Genomic DNA, 15,785 nt, shown 5'->3' with positions numbered 1-15,785 from the left:
CTAAGTTCTATGGTGGGCCCGTATTCTGCGCCGCAGTTCGGTGGAGCACTCAACGGCCTTTCGGGAGGCGGGATCTGTCGACCGGGAGACTTTTCATTTTCCGTCGCCGACCGCGCGTGCGCACGAGCGAAGTGACTGATGTGTGCCGTATGTCCGCGCGCCCGGCGGCGGGGCGCCCGTGTCTGTGAGTGGCGAGGGATCGTGTACGTTCAACGTGCCGTGGCGACGGTGGCCGGAAATCTTCGGCGGCCTTCAAGTGTCCCGCCGCTCGGCGCCGATCGAACCGGGTGGCGAAATCGGCCACCTGGTCGCCCTGGGTCCCGTGTGTGCGTGGTCACTTCCTCGGGTAGGTGCGCCGCCCTCGAAGTGAGGAGTGGTGGGGCCTGCTTCCCGTCCAGGGCAAGGCGAGGCGCCCTCGGAATCAAGCAAGGTCCGCGGCGCCCGGCGCCCCCGGATCCGCTGGCCGGAGGCGGCGTCCCGCATATGATTCCTCCTCAGACATTGCAAGGTAAGGCTAACCTTATCTACGATGTGGCTGCTTAAGGAGGCGATGAAGCGGGTGAATGCCGTGCACAGTGGGCCGGAGACGCGTGATGAGCACAGGGGGACGGACGTGATGTATGACGTCCTGGGGATCGGATTTGGGCCATCGAACCTGGCGCTCGCGATCGCGGTCCACGAACACAACGCGCGGCTCGGCGAGAGCGACCGGATACGCGCCGGATTCCTGGAGAAGCAGCCGCGGTTCGGCTGGCACCGGGGGATGCTGATCGACGACGCGACCATGCAGGTGTCCTTCCTGAAGGACCTGGTCACCATGCGTGATCCGAAGAGCTCCTTCAGCTTCCTGTGCTACCTGCAGGAGCGCGACAGGCTGGTGGACTTCCTCAACCAGAAGACACTGTTCCCGCTGCGCGTCGAGTTCCACGACTACCTGGAGTGGGCCGCGGCCCGCGTCGACGACCTCGTCGACTACTCGGCCGAAGTCGTCGCCGTACGCCCCGTGACGGAGGACGGCGAGATCACGCACTTCGAGGTCGTCAGCCGCGACGCGAAGGACCCGGAGCGGACCGTCGTACGCCGTGCGCGCAGCATCTGCGTGGCCACGGGCCTGGAGCCGCACCTGCCGCCCGGCATGGAGAACTCCGAGCGGATCTTCCACAACAGCCAGCTGATCCCGCGCGTGGCCGCGCTCAAGGAGACCGCGACCCCGGTGCGCCGGGCCGTCGTGCTCGGCGCCGGGCAGAGCGCCGCCGAGTGCGTCGACTACCTGCACCGGAACTTCCCCGACGCCGAGGTCTGCTCGGTGTTCGCCAAGTACGGCTACACGCCCGCCGACGACAGCCCCTTCGCCAACCGCATCTTCGACCCCGAGGCCGTGGACCTCTTCTACCACGCGCCCCGGGAGGTGAAGCAGTCGCTGTTCGACTACCACCGCTCCACCAACTACTCGGTCGTGGACATCGACCTGATCGAGTCCCTGTCGAAGACCATGTACCAGGAGAAGGTCCAGGGGCGGCAGCGGCTGCGCATGCTGAACGTGACCCGCATCCGCGACATCGACGCGCACCCGGACCGCCTGGACATCGGCGTGGAGTTCCTGCCCACGGGGGAGCGCGAGACGCTGGCCGCCGACGTGCTCGTCTACGCCACCGGCTACCGGCCGCGCGGCCTCGGCGAACGCCTCGGCGAGGTCGACAAGCTGTGCCGCCGCGACGACGAGGACGAGCTGGTCGTCAGCCGCGACCACCGCGTGGCCACCAACGCCAACGTCAGCGCCGCCGTCTACCTCCAGGGCGGCACCGAGCACACCCACGGCCTGACCTCGACGCTGCTCTCCAACACGGCCGTGCGCGCGGGGGAGATCCGGGACTCACTCCTCGCCCGCCGTCAGCGCCAGAGCGCCTGACAGGCGTACGCAACCGCCGGCGTGGTGCACCGGCGGGCGCCCGCCCGCCGCGTGCCACGCCCTGGTCACCCCACCGACGACCAGGGCGTGGTCGCCCACCAGGAGTCTCCGCCCGCCGCGGGACCTCGCGGTCCGTCACTCGACTCCCTCCCGTATCTGCGCGAGGGTCAGGTCACCGGCCCGCAGCTCGATCTCCGCGCCGCGCGGCGAGGTCTCGCCCGGGCCGAAGGCCTTCAGATGGGCGCGCCAGTCCGCCAGGGCACCCCGGGCGTCGGCCAGGGCGTGGCGGCTGACGCCCCGCAGATAGAACACGTCCGGGTCGTCGGCGCCCAGGGCGGAGACCGCCACGTCGAGGTCGGCGAGCGCGCGGCGGTGCTCGCCCAGGTCCTGCAACGCCACGGCACGGTTGGCCCGCAAGGTGGCGTCGTCCACGATGCGCAGCGCCGCGTCCAGGTCGGCGACGGCCTGCTCGACCCGGCCGCCGGCGTAGGCGAGCACGGCGCGGTTGGCCCAGGCGGGCACGAACGCGGGCTCGGCCACGAGCGCCGCCGAGTAGCTCTCGTACGCGGCCTCCGGGTCCCCGGTCGCCTCCAGGAGCGCGCCCTGCGCGGCGAGCAGCGGGGCGTGGCGCGGCTCGATGGCCAGGCCGTGCTCCACGTCGCGGCGGGCCCCGGCCGTGTCGCCGCGCTCCAGGAGCAGCTCCGCGCGGTGCGTGAGGGAGTCCAGGTGGCCCGGTTCGAGGTCCAGGGCGTAGTCCAGGTCCCGCAACGCGCCCTCGTCGTCGCCGAGTTCGAGCAGCAGGTCGGCGCGGTTGAAGTGCGCCTCGTAGAACGGCGGGGTCAGCCGGATCGCCGTGGCGTAGTCCCGCAGGGCCTCGTCGTGGCGGCCGAGGGCCCGGTACTGCGCGGCGCGCTCGAAGTAGTAGTCGCCGTAGTCCGGGTCGCGGCGGATCACGTCGTCGTAGTCGCGCAGCGAGGCCGTGTGGTCCTTGCGCGCGGCCCGCACCTGCGCGCGGTTGTACAGCAGGACGGAGCGGTGCAGCAGCTGCTCGTCCGGGCCGAAGCCGGCGTCGGTGAGGGCGATCGCCTCCTCGACGAGCGCGAGCGAACCGTCGACGTCACCGCGGTGCAGCTCCACGAGGGCGCGGGCGTTGCGCATGAACGCGCGGGCCAGCACCCGCCGCTCGGGGTCGGGATGGCTGTCGGCGAACGCGATGGCCGTGTTCACCCAGGCGAGCGCCAGGTCCTCGTCGTGGGCCTGGCGGGGCAGGAAGCGGGTGTGGAGCATCGCCGACAGATAGGCCGTGCCCATGTGCACGTCCGGGTCGACCGTGGCGCGGCGCATCTCCTCCAGATAGGCGAACGCCTCGTGGCCGCGCCCCAGATAGCACAGGCACGCGGCGGCCTTGTGCGTGAAGGTGCGGTACGCCTTCGACCAGCCGCCGTCGGCCGCGAGCCGCCGCCCGCGCGCGGCCAGGTCGGCGACGGCCTCGTACAGACCCGCGGCGAAGCAGCTGTTGACGGCCTCGACGAAGGCCGCGACGCCCGCGCCCGCCGGGTCGTCGCCGTGCTCCAAGTGGTACGGGATGGCGCCGAGGCGCAGCGTCGGATCGTCCAGGTCCCTCAGGGCCTCGGCGCGCGCGGTGTGCCTGCGGGCCCGCTCCGCCGGCGGCAGCGCGGCATAGGCGTTCCGGACGGCCGGGTCGCGGCTGGTGCCGTCGGAGTCGATGAACAGCTGGGCCAGATCGGCCTCCGCGCGCCGGGGCGACGGGGGCCGGGGCGCCCGCGCGGCACGGACGGTGTACGTGGTGAGCGCGCGGGTGAGCGCGTCGTCGCGGTCGCCATGGCTCTCCGCGACCACGGTCAGCCGGGCGGGGTCGCAGCGGCGCAGCAGGATGGCCACGAGCTCGCGGTCGGTGGGGTCGGCCTCGTCGACGTCGTAAAAGGCGATGACGGCGCCTTCGGGACGGAGCAGACGCGCCCAGTCCAGGGCGAGTTCGGCCACGCCGTGGGCGATGCGCAGGGCGCGCGGCGCGGGGTAGAAGCGGGTGCGCTCCTTGGCGTCGGCCAGCTGGGTGAGCGTCCGCGGAGTACGCGGGACCAGCGGCGCGAGGTCCGGGGCGATCACCGTGATCTCCGTGGCCCGCGCGGCCACCGACTCGGGATCGCGGGCGAGCAGTTCGGGCACGACGCGGCGCAGCAACGAGCCGCCGCCGGTGAACGGCCCGCGCAGCCGCCGGTGACAGCCGACCTCCAGGTCGGGGCGCGGGGGCTCGGGCAGCTCGCCGGTCGGCTCCGGCTCTTCGGCGGTGAGGATCCAGCGGTGGTGGGGCGGCAGGGCGGTCATGCGGATGACGCTCCTCGGCGTGAGGCGGTGGCGGTGCGGGCCTTGGCGCGCCGGTCCCGCACGGTGACGTAGAGCAGGAGGCTCAGTTCGAACGCCGTCAGGGCGACGAAGAACGCGGCGTCGAGAAGGTCGGCGACCGGCGTCCCCGCTCGGGTGAACCGGTCGACGGCCGTGGACCAGAAGGTCAGCGCGGTGGGCACGGCGGCCCAGGCGAGGCTGGCGAGCGAGAAGGCGTAGCCGGACACCAGGACCGGTGCGTAGCGGCGCGCCATGGCGCGGTCGTGGTCGGACCACTCCCGGTCGGCCCGTGGCGGCGGGCGGCGCAGCCGTCGCCGGACGAGGGCGCGCAGGTGGAAGCGGGTGGCGTTCTGCAGGTCGGTGCAGCGCAGCGCGGTGGTGGCGACGTAGTACAGATCCGTCTCCAGATAGAACAGGAACTGCCAGACCAGCCGCAGCACACAGGTGAAGGAGACCGCGAGGCACAGCGCGGGGACCCAGTCGGGCGCACCGGTGCGGCTGAGCCCGGCGGAGGTGAGCGTGAGCGCGCTGACCAGCAGCACGTCCGCGAGCATGCCCGCGAGGAACGGCAGGTAGCGGCGGCGCCGTTCGACGCTGAGGAGCGTGTCCATGCGGGTCTCGGCGACGAGGTAGTACAGCCGCCGTCCGATGCCGAGCGTCGAGGGCAGCCCGAGCCTGCGGCCCGCGAGCGCGTGGAAGCCCTCGTGCGCCAGGATGCAGGGGATCGCCGCGGTGAACAGACTGACGGCGATCAGCGAGAGGTGGCTCGTGAACATCAGCTGGTGGTACGAGGGCCGCAGCGCCGGGTCGTGTGCCATGGCGGCGAGTGCCGCCACGACGAGCACGCCGTAGCACGCCCCGGCGGGGCGCGAGAACGTCCAGCGGCCGAGCCGCTGCCAGCGCACGGGCCCGGACTCCCTGGGGTCCGGGGCGTCCCCGTCGGCGCGCAGGAAGCCGAGGTCGTCGACGGCGGCCAGGAAGTCCTCCATGTCGAGGGTCTCGCCGCAGGTGCGCGCGTACCAGTCGGCGGCGTCGGCGACGGTCCCCCCGGCGTCGAGCAGCCGCAGGACCTGGGCGCCTTCCTCGGGGAACACCGCGTACGAGCCGGTGTCGGGGCGGCCGACCATGACGCCGTCGGCCTCGGCGACCATCGTCAGGCGGTGCAGGCGGACGGTGCCACCGCCCGGTACGGTCACGCTCATCCGGCGTGCCTCTCTGCCATGCGGCCGGGCGGGCCCGGCCGGGGCGGGCGGGGACGGAGCCGGGCCCGGACCGGGGCCCGGCTCCGCGGTGCTCAGTGTTCGGCGCACGCGTAGTAGCAGGCGGTCGTCAGACGGATCGGACCGGCCTTGCGGATCGGCATCTTCTTCATGGGTCTCCTCCTCTCGGTGGCTGGTGCCGGTGGGTTGCGTGACCTGGCGGCCGGCGGCCGGGCCGGGGCCGATGGCTCAGCCGGTGAGCCGGTGAGCCGTGGAGTCGGCGGCGGAGGGGAACTCCGCCGCCCGGAGAGGAATGACGCCCGGATCCGGCGTCGCCAGGTCACTCGGTGGAACGGGCCGTGCCGCGGCCGACTCCGGATGGGATGATTCCGGGCCGCATCCAGACGGCGCGCGCCATGGCTGTTCCCTTCTTCGGGTGGCAGCCCCGGGTGGCACGCCCCCGAATGGAAATGGGGCGCGGAAAGCCACCGCGGGAAATGTGCCAGGATCCCAGTGAAATCGATGGGAGTGGCATATCTGGATCCCTCGTCACTGGTCCACGGACAGCTTGGTGGGGCGTCGCCTTTGATGTCAACCCGGGAATGCGGGCATCCGTATACCGCCTCCGCGAGGCCAATTCAACGGTGGGCAAAGTCTCTTGAGGTGTCTCCGGCGTGCCTGTGAAGGCACAGGTCACGGGCGTGCGAGCGGCCCGAAAGGCAAAGGAATGCCCGCTTCGGAAATCTCCCTATACCTTTGGACAGTTAACGCGCCCGCGCTTTAAGTCAAGGAATTCTCTTCCCGGTGCGGGGCGTTCGGCGTGGCGCGGACGGCTCAGCGCAGCACCACACAGCCGCGGGCGCGCAGGGCCGCAACGGTGGGGTCGTCGTCCGGTACCTCGTTCCAGCGGAGATCGAGTTTCTCCAGGGCGGGCAACTCGGTGAGCCAGTGGGGAAGTCCGCGCAGTCGATTGGCCCGCAGATCGAGGCGCCGCAGCAGGGGGAGCCCGCGCAGCGCGTCGGGCACCGCGGCGAAGGCGTTCTCCCGCAGCTCCAGTTCGCGCAGCGCGCTCAGCTGCCGCACGGCGGCGGGCAGCGAGCTGAGGGCGTTGCCGCGCAGCCACATCTCCCGCAGGGAGCGCAGGCCGCCGAGCGAGGCGGGGAGCGAGGCGAGCCGGTTGTGCTGGGCACGCAGCTCGACAAGGCCTGTCATGGCGCCGAGGGTGTCCGGCAGCTCGGTGAGCCGGTTCTCGCCGACGTTCAGATAGGCCAGGCGCGTCAGACGGCCCAACTCCCCGGGCAGGGAAGTGAGGCGGTTGTCGTGCAGGTACAGGAAGTCGCTCAGCGCGGTGAGGTCGCCGAGCTCGCGCGGCACGGACGTGAGCTGGTTGTGGCCGAGGTCGAGGGTGCGCAGCGAGGCCAGCGTGCCGAGGCGGGCGGGCAGTCGCGTGAGCTTGTTGTCGGGCAGCAGCAACACGTCCAGGCGCGGGTGGCGCCACACCTCGTCGGGTACGTCGGTGAGCCCGGCCTTCCAGTAGTTCAGTACGGTCGCGCTGGTCACCGGCGCCTCTCTCCGGGGCGCGCCCGCGGCCGGGCGGCGCCCGCCGCGAAGGGCTCCCGGGTGCGGCCCGGTGGACTCTGGACCCGGCCCTCGGCGGGCTGTGCGGGAAGCCCGCCTCATGGATGTGGCGGAACCTATCATCAGCCCATGCCCGCTCCGCCCCAGGTCTCCGCGCCGACGCCGACGCCCGGCCCCACCCGGCTGACGCTCGACCTCGCCGCCACCGTCCGCCACGACGGGCGCGGCGGCGTCGCCGACGACCTCGACACGCCCGAGGGCCTCACCGCCTGGGTGCGCGACCACGCCGACGCGCTGCCCGAAGCCCTGGCGGCGCGCCGCTACCGCGCGGACGCCGCCGGGCTCGACCGTGTACGGTCGCTGCGCTCCGCCGTCCGCGCGCTCTTCGCCCGGGCCGTGCTTCCGGACGCGCCGAGCCCCGCCGACGCCCACCGCCTCCCGCCGCCCGCCGAGGCCGTCGCCCGGCTGAACGAGGCCGCGGCGAAGGTCCCCACCGTGCCCGTGCTGACCTGGCCGGGCGGCGCAGCTCCCCGCGTGCGGGACGAGCCCGTGCCCGGGCCCGCCTCGCCCGACCGGCGCGCGGACCTGCTCGACGCCGCCCTGGCCCGGGCCGCGCACGCCTTCCTCGCCGGACCCGACCGCCGACGCCTGCGCGCCTGCCACGCGCCACGCTGCGTGCGGTACTTCCTCAAGGAGCACCCGCGCCAGGAGTGGTGCAAGCCGTCCTGCGGCAACCGGGCCCGCGTGGCCCGCCACCACGAGCGCGCCCGCGGCCCGGCCTGACGGCGCGCGCGGCGATCTCGCGCACCCCCGGCGCCCGCCGTGACCACGGGTTTCTCCCTCGCGGCCCCCGCGCCGGAAACGCCTCCGCGGGCACGTACCATGGCCGCATGTCCTTCCTCCGCCGCCGCAGCTCCGCCACCCCCGCCGGGCCGGACTTCGATGTCCTCGCCATGGACCCGGGCGACTGGCCCGGCAACCTCGGTGCGGGCCTGCTGCCCGCCCCCGACGGCAGCTGCCAGGGCGTCTTCCTGCGCTACGACCTGTTCGGCGGCCGCGGCCCCGCGATGATCATCGGCAATCTGCCGGAGGGCTCCCCGGCCCGCGAGCTCGCCGACGGCGAGGTGCCCTTCGAGGTGGCCCAGCTCCTGCTCGCGCTGGAGAACGACGAGGAGGTCACCGTCGTCTCCAGCGAGGACGTGCCGGTGATGCAGGGGGACAACCTCCTGATCGTGCGCCGCCTGCGCCTCTCCGAAAGCCGCATCTCCTGCGTCCAGTTCGACCGCAGCGACAACGTCCTGGTGACCATCGCGGCCTGGGACCGCCCGATCACCGACGACCTGTACGCACTCCTCAAGCCCCTGCCCGCCGAGCTGTTCCAGCAGGGCTGAGCCACCGCCCTTCCGGCCCCCGCGCGACGGCGTCACGCATCTCGGTCCGCGCGGGGCGCGCCTCCCCGTCCCGACTGGCCGGTACCGCTCCTGGACAAGGCCCCGGGCCCGTCGGCGCGGCGCAGGATTCGCGCCGCCTCGTCCCCCCGTGATGGGCGCCCCGTACCGCCCAACGGGCTGGTGGAGAGCTTTTGTTGCATGGCGGTTTCCTACCGTTCGTACCCCCATGTTCAGGCTGGCGCGCTTTGTTCTCAGGCGCGGGGCGCCACCGCGCCTAGCGTCGTGGGGGAGCGGGGTGTCCGCCCATCTCGACAGGGAGGGAAGTCGCGTATGAGCAACAACGACATCTATCCGAACACACCGTCGAGCACGATCTACCGCAACATGGCCTGGACCTCCGGGAACGGCCACACGCTGCTCCGGCTCCAGGAGGACGGCAACTTCGTCGTCTACCGGGACAGCGTCGAGAAGCCCGTGTGGTCGCCGGACACCCGCCCGGACGGGTACCGCGCGGTCATGCAGGGCGACGGCAACCTCGTCGTCTACGCCCAGGACGACCGCCCCGTGTGGGCGTCGAACACCTCCGGGCGCCACGGGGCCATCCTGTCCGTCCAGGACGACGGCAACGTGTGCATCTACTACCAGGGCCAGCCGATCTGGGCGACGGACACCGCCGGCTGAACCGCGCGGCCGCACGTCCTCGGTAGCGCATGCGCCGGGCCCGGACCTGCCCCCACGACAGGCCCGGGCCCGGCGGTTCCCCTAGGTGCCGGACGGCACCACCGTGACGTCGGCGGCGCGCACGAACGCCACCCGGTGGCCGAACTGGATCTCGTAGTAGACGTCCTTGCCGCGCACCACCCGGTGCGGCTTCAGGTCGAACGTCGGCGCGTAGAAGTACTCACCGGGCACCTTGTCCCCGATGGCGTACTTCTGGCCCGCGAGCAGCTTGTACGGCAGCGGGGAGACCGACTGCACCGGGACCTCCGGCGGATACGCCTCCTTCTCCGGGTAGGCGCGGCCGTACACCGGGACCTCGCTCGCGCCGTCCTTCGGCGTCACCGTCCAGCCGCGCGCGTCGACGGCCGTCGGCTGCTTCCTCGGGTTCTTGAACCACGCCTTCTGGCCGAGGTACCACACGGCCGTCCAGTCGCCCTGGCGGTCGGCGACCGCGTACCGCTGGCCGGTGGACAGGCGCGAGCCCATGTCGTTCACGTCGATCGTGGACGGCTCGCCGCCCGGGCGGAGCCCGATGTCCTTGACGAGCGGCGCGTCGTCGCGGGGCTCGGTGCGCACGCGCACCGCGCTGGAGCCGTGCGGCACGCACGTCTCGCCCGGCTTGACGCAGCCGGTGAACTCCACCTGGTTCCTGCTGAACTCGGGCGCCACCGTCACCAGGCCGCCCTTCGGGCCCGCCGTGCGGTGCAGCGGCTTGCCGAGGAGCTGGAAGTAGTGCTGCCAGTCCCAGTACGGGCCCGGGTCGGTGTGCATGCCTCGGATGGTGGCCGCCGTGGTGCCCGGGACGGTGTCGTGGCCGAGGATGTGCTGCCGGTCCAGCGGGATGTCGTACCGCTTGGCGAGGTACTTCACCAGGCGCGCCGAGGAGCGGTACATCGCCTCCGTGTACCAGGTGTCGGGCGCCGTGAGGAAGCCCTCGTGCTCCAGGCCGACGGACTTGGAGTTCACGTACCAGTTGCCCGCGTGCCAGGCGACGTCCTTGGTGCGCACGTGCTGGGCGACATGGCCGTCGGACGAGCGGAGCGTGTAGTGCCAGGACACGTACGTCGGGTCCTGGACGAGCTTGAGGACGCCCTCCCACCGGCCCTCCGTGTCGTGCACGACGATGTACTTGATGCCCTGGGAGCCGGGCCGCTCGGCCTTGTCGTGGTTGCCGTAGTCGTTGTCGCCGAACTCCTCGTACGGAGCCGGGATCCACTCGCAGGCGAGGGACCTGGGGCAGTCCGTCTCCGCCGTCGGCGCCCTGCGCAGGCCCATGCGCTCGACCTGCGCCGCGTCGGGCCTCAGCCCGGGGCGCGGGGCGAGCCGCACCCGCTGCCCGGAGTCGGTCGTGCGCCGCTCGCCGTCGCGGATCACCGCGAACACCTCATTGGCGTACGAGGCGGCGCCCGCCTGCTCGTCCGCGCCGGAGAACGCGGCGACCGCCCCGTACCAGTCGGCCGGGTCGTCGCTGAACGGCCTGTCGAGCCGCTTCTGCGCGGCCGCGAGGAGGGCGGCGCCGCCGCGGACGTTCGCCGCGGTGTCCTCGCGCAGCTCCCGCTCGGGAATGCCGCTGAGCCGCGCGGCCCGCTTCAACGTCTTGAGGCGGGCGGGCAGTCGGGCTGCGTCGGGCACCTGGCGCGGCTTCAGCGCCGGGCGGGACGCGTCGCCGCGCGGGTCCTCGTCGCCCTCGCTGTGGTGCGGGGCCGAGGCCAGCGCGGTGCGCGCGTCGGTGAGGTGCATCGGGCCGTAGCCGCCGGTCACGCTCGGGGCGCCGTCGTGCGCGTCCCAGCGGGACTGGAGGTAGGAGACGCCGAGCAGCACGCTCTGCGGCACGTCGTACTCGGCGGCGGCCGCCGCGAACGCGCGCTGGAGGGAGTCGGGTCCCGCGGGCGCGGCCGCGGACGGCGCCGGGGCGGCGCCGATGAGCGGCACCAGCAGGGCGGCCGACGCCAGGGCGCCCGCCGCTCTCACGGTGCGTCTGCGCGCGGCGGATTCGGGACGGTGGGCGGATCCTCGCAAGGCAGCCTCCTGAGACCTCTGGGCCGGTGCAGCGGGACGGGGTACGCGGGGCCGGGCGTGCGTCAGTGGTACCCGCTCTCCGACGATCCGTCAATCAGGCCCAGGGGAAGGGATTTCCCATGTCAGCGGTGTTTCCCCGGGTTTTCGCCCCAAGTAGCGCGATCGCCTGCCGCGCGTCAGTGGAATGGACCAATGCGGGGGCGCGGGCGCCCCACCGCTCGCGGTCCGGCGCGGTCAGGCGTCGGTACGTACCATCGCCACGCCACTGACCTCGACCAGGAACTCGGGCTTCGCCAGGGCCGACACCTCTAGGACGGTGCTGGTCGGGGGAGGGTCGCCGAGCCGCCGGTCGCGTACGGCCGACACGGCGGGCAGCGAGGCCATGTCCACGACGTAGACGACGACGCTCACCAGGTCGGCGAGACCGCCACCGGCCGCGGCCAGGGCCGCGTCCAGGAGGTCGAAGACGCGTTCCGTCTGGGCGCCGACGTCCCCGAGGGCCGTCGGCTGCCCGGCAGCGTCCTTGGCGACCTGGCCGCTGACGAAGACCTGCGCCGTTCCGCCCGGCAGCGGCACGACGACGACCGGTGCGTACCGGGCGGCCGTCGGCGGATGGTCTTGCGGGTACAGGGGAAAGAACGGGGCGTCCATGGAAGTCCTCTCTGGGGCGCGGATGCCGACGGGCCGTGGCCCGGCCGGAAGGGAAGCGTGGTGGGGCCCATGCGGGTGCTGGTCGTGGACAACGGGAGCCTGTCGGTCGGGGCGCTGACCGGTCGGCTGGCCCGGCTCGGCGCCGAGAGCGACGTGGTGGGCTGCGGGGAGGTGCCCCGCCGCCTCGTGAGCGGCCATGGCGCCCTGGTGCTGAGCGGCACCAAGGTGCCCGCCGACCGGGGCACGCACGCGCGCGGAGCGTACGGCCCGCTCGTGGACCTGGTGGAGAGCTGCCGGGTCCCCGTGCTCGGGGTCTGCGGCGGGATGCACATCATGGGCCTGGCCCGCGGCGGCTCGCTGGTCCGGCGGGAGCAGCGGGTGGGCGGACACGAGGTGACGGTCGACACCGGCGACCCCCTCTTCGCCTACGTGGGCGACACCGTGCGGCTCTTCCAGCGGCACACGCGCTATCTGTCGGGCCTGTCGGACGGTCTGGCCGTGACCGGATGGTCCCCCCAGTGCCCGGTGGAGTTCTTCCGCTCGGCGGACGGCCGTCTCGTGGGCGCGCAGGCTCATCTGGAGTTCCGCACGGACGGTGAGCTGATCCTGCGGCGGTTCCTGGAACTGGCCGCCGCGTTCTGAGCCCCGGCCCGCAGGGCTCCGGGGCCGGGCGGTACGGCTCCGCTCGGCGCGGCCTCGGGCAGGTCGTCCGGGCACGGTCCGAACAGCGCGGCCAGCTGGCCTCGGCCGCTGAGCCCGAGCTTGCCGTAGGCCCGGTGCAGGTGGTTGTCCACCGTGCGCACCGAGAGGCAGAGGAGCGCCGCGATCTGCTGACTGGTCAGGCCACCGGCCGCGGACTGGGCGACGCTGCGCTCGCGGGGCGTGAGCCGCGCCGAGCCGTCGGAGGGCACGGTGACCGCGGGCGCGCCGCCCGCGCGGTCCAGGAGCACGGCAGCCCGCGCGCGGAGCCGCTGGGCCTCGCCGTCGCGGCCCGCCGACCGGCGCGCCACGGCCGCGTCGGCGTACGCCTCAGCCGCGTGCAGGTACATGGCGCGTTCGGTGTACCGCGCCGCCACCTTCACCAGGCCCGCCGCGTCCCGGTCGGCCCCGGCCTCGGCGTGGGCGCGCGCGAGTCCGGCGCAGGCGTGCCGGGCGTCGCCGCCCAGGGTCCGCAGCCGCCGCGCGGCGGCTGCCGCCTGGCCGAGGCGCACCGCGTCGTGCAGCGCCAGCGGTGCGAAGCCCGCGAGGTCCGGGTCCCGCGCGACCTCCGCCGCCACCGCCCACGCGGCCCGCCCGGCGCGGGTCCGGTCGCCCTCGGCCAGGGCCGCCCACGCGCGGGTCAGCCGCGCCCACACGCCGGGTGCGGTGTCGAAGTGATCGTGTCCCTGCGCGGCGGCGGCCTGCTCCAAGGCGTGCGCGGTGAGGCGGGCGTCACCGGCGAGGGCCGCGAGGGCCGCGTGCTCGCGGTGCAGCGACGGCACCGCGGGCGCCCCCGCCGTCCGCGCGTCGAGCAGGCTCAGACCGTCGTGCACCGCGCGGCGGGCCACACCGATCCAGCCCTGGAGCCGCGCGGCCCGCGCCAGGTCCACGCAGGCCCGGAGCAGCGCGCCGGACCACTCCCGGGCCAGGGCGTCCTCGTAGGCGTCGGTGGCCACGCGCACCGCCTGCCGGGGCTCCCCGCTCAACAGGTAGGTCTCGCACCGGACATGGGCGAGCACCGTCCGCAGCCAGGGGCAGGCGGTCGCCGCCCTGGCCGTCGCCGCGTCGGCACGATCCAGCGCGGCGAGCGCCGCCGGGTACTGGCCCTGCCGGGACTGCACCACCGCCTCCGCGCACCACGCGAGCACCGCGGGCTCCGGTGGGGGTGCCTCGCGAGCCGCACCCACGCCGGGGGTGTCCGCGCGGTCGCCCGCGGTGCGTTGGCCCGTGGCGCGGCTGTCTGTGGCGCGCCAGTCCGCGCCCCCGCTGTCCGTGGTGCGCCAGTCCGTGTCCCGGCTGTCCGTGGTGCGCCAGTCCGTGTCCCGGCTGTCCGCCGCGCGGCGCAGTGCCTCCCGTGAGCGGCCCGCGCAGGCGAGCATGAACGCCTCGGCCGCCCGCAGGCGTTCCGGCGCGACCGTCGTGCGCGCCGCGGCACGCAGCATCCGCAGCGCCTCGGCCTCCCGCCCCGCGCGGCAGAACACCGCCCAGGCGTCCCCCAGCGCCAGTTCGTCGCGCACCCGCGCACAGGGGTGCGCCCGCAGGGAAGCGGCTGCCGCTGGCACACCGCCCCCCGCCGGGGCATCGATCTCCGCGTCCAGCAGCCCGGCGCGCCACAGCAGCGAGGCGGCCTCCGCGCCCTGGGGGCCGACCCCGCAGACGTGCCCCGCCGCCGCCTCGGCCGACCGCGCGTCAGCGGCCAGGGCCTCGGTGGCGATCTGATGGGCCTGGGAGAAGTCGCCCGCCGCGTACGCCTCGCGGGCCGCGTGCACCAGGAGCGCCGGCGGCACGGCCACGCCGCCCGCCCGGCACAGGGCCACCGTGCGCGGCGGCACCGGGCCGCCGGTCCGCAGCGCGGTGTCCAGGTCGGCGGACGCGAGCAGCGCGAGCCGCCGCCGTCGGCCCGCCGCCCGCAGGGTCGGGCAGCGCGCCCGTACCGCCTCCGCCAGCAGGGGGACGGGCAGCGTCACCAGGGGCCCGTCCGGTGAGTTCACGGTGCGGATCGCCCCCGTGGCCTCGGCCGCCTCCATCTCGGTGGCGGTGAACGCCGCCGTGAGCAGGGCGAGGGGCAGGGGGTCGCCGTGGGCCACGGTCTCGACCAGCTCCAGCGCCCGGCCCGCCGGCCGTCCCAGCCGCTCGTCGGCGAGTTCGGCGAGGCGCGCGCCGACGGTCCAGGGGCCGCGCCACGTCCAGACGCCCGAGACGGGCACGAGCGCGTCCGCCGCCCGCCCGGCGGCCACGAGTTCGCTCAGCATCTCCTGCTCGCCGCCGGTGGCCCGCCACATCCGGTCCGCCGTGGGCCGGGCGACGGGGCCGCCGAGGACCGCCTCGGCGAAGTCCCGCGCGCCGTCGCGTGCCAGCGCCGAGGTGACCAGGTCAACTGCCTTGCCCTGCTTGCCGAGTTGCCGGAAGGGGGCCGGGAGCTGGGGCCGGGCGCGGGTGGCGAGGAGCGCGAGGCACCGCCCCTCCGACGCCATGCGGTACAGCAGCGCGGTGGACACCTCGTCCAGGAACTGCGCGTCGTCGGCGACGACGACCAGGCGGCGCCGGCCGGAGCGGGCGCACAGCGTCTCCGTCGCGGCGCGCAGCAGGGACGACGCCCTGGCGGGACCGCCGGGCGGCAGCACGTGGGCGAGCGCCCCGAGCGGCAGGCAGTGCGTGCCGGACGTGGTGAGCGCCTGGACGACGCGGTGGCGTCCGGTGGAGCCCAGCTCGTGGGCGGCCCGGGACAGGAGCCAGGACTTGCCGGTGCCCGGAGGGCCGGTCACCAGGACGGCACCCGGCGCCGGGGCCCCAGACGCGTCCGCGCCGGGCCGGGCGGCGGCCGCCGCCCGGATCACCGCGAGCCCGCCTTCCTCCGGTGCGGTCCCCGTGGACGCTTCACGGCGCGCGAAACCCGAGAGACAGACGTCACCGGAGTCATCCGGGTGCCGCGTGAGCACGGCGTCCAGGGGGCGGGTGCGGAACGGGGGAGAGGGTTCGGTCGCGGCCAAGCGCGTCACCTCCGCCAGTTGGGCGTTGGCCTGCCACGGTGCACCCGTACGGAAGAACCCTACGCAGGGACCGGGAGCACCCGGAAGGCGGCTCTCGGCCGAGGCCGCCGCCGCGGCGGGGCGGCGCCGCTGAGGGGGCGGCCGTCCGCCACCGGGAGGGGAGCGTCGCGCCGGGCACTGAGCAGCGCGGCGGCCCGCATTGAGCAGTTCCCTACTCAGGGCATTTCCCCGGACGTGTGCTGGACTGCCCTCTTGTGCGGCCCTC

At 74.3% G+C, this 15,785-nt stretch carries 11 protein-coding genes; 5 read left to right on the top strand and 6 right to left on the bottom strand.

Annotated elements, in window-relative coordinates; genetic code table 11:
* The first annotated feature begins 550 nt into the window (after nt 1-550).
* Entirely contained in the window at nt 551-1,909 is a 1,359-nt protein-coding gene (locus ACIG3E_RS27435; protein WP_399621681.1) for a lysine N(6)-hydroxylase/L-ornithine N(5)-oxygenase family protein, read from the top strand.
* Nucleotides 1,910-2,044: 135 nt separating this feature from the next.
* On the opposite strand, the gene ACIG3E_RS27430 is transcribed toward ACIG3E_RS27435, so the two are convergent.
* The 3 genes from ACIG3E_RS27430 to ACIG3E_RS27420 all read right to left on the bottom strand — a co-directional run bounded on the left by ACIG3E_RS27430 (nt 2,045) and on the right by ACIG3E_RS27420 (nt 7,014).
* Nucleotides 2,045-4,255 carry a tetratricopeptide repeat protein gene (locus ACIG3E_RS27430; RefSeq protein WP_399621678.1) on the bottom strand — a complete coding sequence of 737 codons (2,211 nt, stop codon included), beginning with the start codon at nt 4,253-4,255 and terminating at the stop codon, nt 2,045-2,047.
* Nucleotides 4,252-5,475, bottom strand: a complete 1,224-nt coding sequence (locus ACIG3E_RS27425; RefSeq protein ID WP_399621674.1) for a hypothetical protein — start codon at nt 5,473-5,475, stop codon at nt 4,252-4,254. The genes ACIG3E_RS27430 and ACIG3E_RS27425 overlap by 4 nt, the downstream gene beginning before the upstream one ends.
* Nucleotides 5,476-6,306: 831 nt before the next feature.
* A complete protein-coding gene (locus ACIG3E_RS27420; protein ID WP_399622218.1) occupies nt 6,307-7,014 on the bottom strand; it encodes a leucine-rich repeat domain-containing protein in 708 nt (235 codons plus the stop codon).
* Between the two features lie 165 nt (nt 7,015-7,179).
* Between ACIG3E_RS27420 and ACIG3E_RS27415 the strand changes: the two genes are divergently transcribed.
* From ACIG3E_RS27415 to ACIG3E_RS27405, 3 genes are all read left to right on the top strand, one after another.
* Nucleotides 7,180-7,833 (top strand): CGNR zinc finger domain-containing protein, encoded by a 654-nt coding sequence (locus ACIG3E_RS27415; protein ID WP_399621671.1) that lies wholly within the window; start codon nt 7,180-7,182, stop codon nt 7,831-7,833.
* Nucleotides 7,834-7,940: 107 nt separating this feature from the next.
* The gene (locus ACIG3E_RS27410; protein ID WP_030675137.1) at nt 7,941-8,441 is read left to right on the top strand and encodes a hypothetical protein; all 501 of its coding nucleotides are present in this window, start codon (nt 7,941-7,943) and stop codon (nt 8,439-8,441) included.
* 330 nt (nt 8,442-8,771) lie between these two features.
* Nucleotides 8,772-9,122, top strand: coding sequence for a hypothetical protein (locus tag ACIG3E_RS27405; protein ID WP_399621667.1), 351 nt, complete (start codon nt 8,772-8,774; stop codon nt 9,120-9,122).
* An 81-nt stretch (nt 9,123-9,203) separates the two neighbouring features.
* On the opposite strand, the gene ACIG3E_RS27400 is transcribed toward ACIG3E_RS27405, so the two are convergent.
* Nucleotides 9,204-11,180, bottom strand: coding sequence for an N-acetylmuramoyl-L-alanine amidase (locus ACIG3E_RS27400; RefSeq protein ID WP_399621665.1), 1,977 nt, complete (start codon nt 11,178-11,180; stop codon nt 9,204-9,206).
* 234 nt (nt 11,181-11,414) lie between these two features.
* Nucleotides 11,415-11,831, bottom strand: coding sequence for a RidA family protein (locus ACIG3E_RS27395; RefSeq protein WP_399621662.1), 417 nt, complete (start codon nt 11,829-11,831; stop codon nt 11,415-11,417).
* Between the two features lie 69 nt (nt 11,832-11,900).
* Here ACIG3E_RS27395 and ACIG3E_RS27390 point away from each other — a divergent pair, with 69 nt between their 5' ends.
* A complete protein-coding gene (locus ACIG3E_RS27390) occupies nt 11,901-12,473 on the top strand; it encodes a gamma-glutamyl-gamma-aminobutyrate hydrolase family protein (protein ID WP_399621659.1) in 573 nt (190 codons plus the stop codon).
* Here ACIG3E_RS27390 and ACIG3E_RS27385 read toward each other — a convergent pair.
* Nucleotides 12,404-15,520, bottom strand: a complete 3,117-nt coding sequence (locus tag ACIG3E_RS27385) for a LuxR C-terminal-related transcriptional regulator (protein WP_399621655.1) — start codon at nt 15,518-15,520, stop codon at nt 12,404-12,406. The two genes, ACIG3E_RS27390 and ACIG3E_RS27385, sit on opposite strands and share 70 nt — an antisense overlap.
* Nucleotides 15,521-15,785 lie beyond the last annotated feature (265 nt).

The sequence above is a fragment of the Streptomyces sp. NPDC053474 genome (genome assembly GCF_044544845.1).
Taxonomy (GTDB): Bacteria; Actinomycetota; Actinomycetes; order Streptomycetales; family Streptomycetaceae; genus Streptomyces.
This window is presented reverse-complemented; position numbering and strand designations above follow the sequence as displayed.

Bases quoted from the DNA above. Each gene is read 5' to 3' on its own strand.
- ACIG3E_RS27435 (WP_399621681.1), top strand. From the start codon at position 551: ATGAAGCGGGTGAATGCCGTGCACAGTGGGCCGGAGACGCGTGATGAG.
- ACIG3E_RS27430 (WP_399621678.1), bottom strand. From the start codon at position 4,255: ATGACCGCCCTGCCGCCCCACCACCGCTGGATCCTCACCGCCGAAGAG.
- ACIG3E_RS27425 (WP_399621674.1), bottom strand. From the start codon at position 5,475: ATGAGCGTGACCGTACCGGGCGGTGGCACCGTCCGCCTGCACCGCCTG.
- ACIG3E_RS27415 (WP_399621671.1), top strand. From the start codon at position 7,180: ATGCCCGCTCCGCCCCAGGTCTCCGCGCCGACGCCGACGCCCGGCCCC.
- ACIG3E_RS27410 (WP_030675137.1), top strand. From the start codon at position 7,941: ATGTCCTTCCTCCGCCGCCGCAGCTCCGCCACCCCCGCCGGGCCGGAC.
- ACIG3E_RS27405 (WP_399621667.1), top strand. From the start codon at position 8,772: ATGAGCAACAACGACATCTATCCGAACACACCGTCGAGCACGATCTAC.
- ACIG3E_RS27395 (WP_399621662.1), bottom strand. From the start codon at position 11,831: ATGGACGCCCCGTTCTTTCCCCTGTACCCGCAAGACCATCCGCCGACG.
- ACIG3E_RS27390 (WP_399621659.1), top strand. From the start codon at position 11,901: ATGCGGGTGCTGGTCGTGGACAACGGGAGCCTGTCGGTCGGGGCGCTG.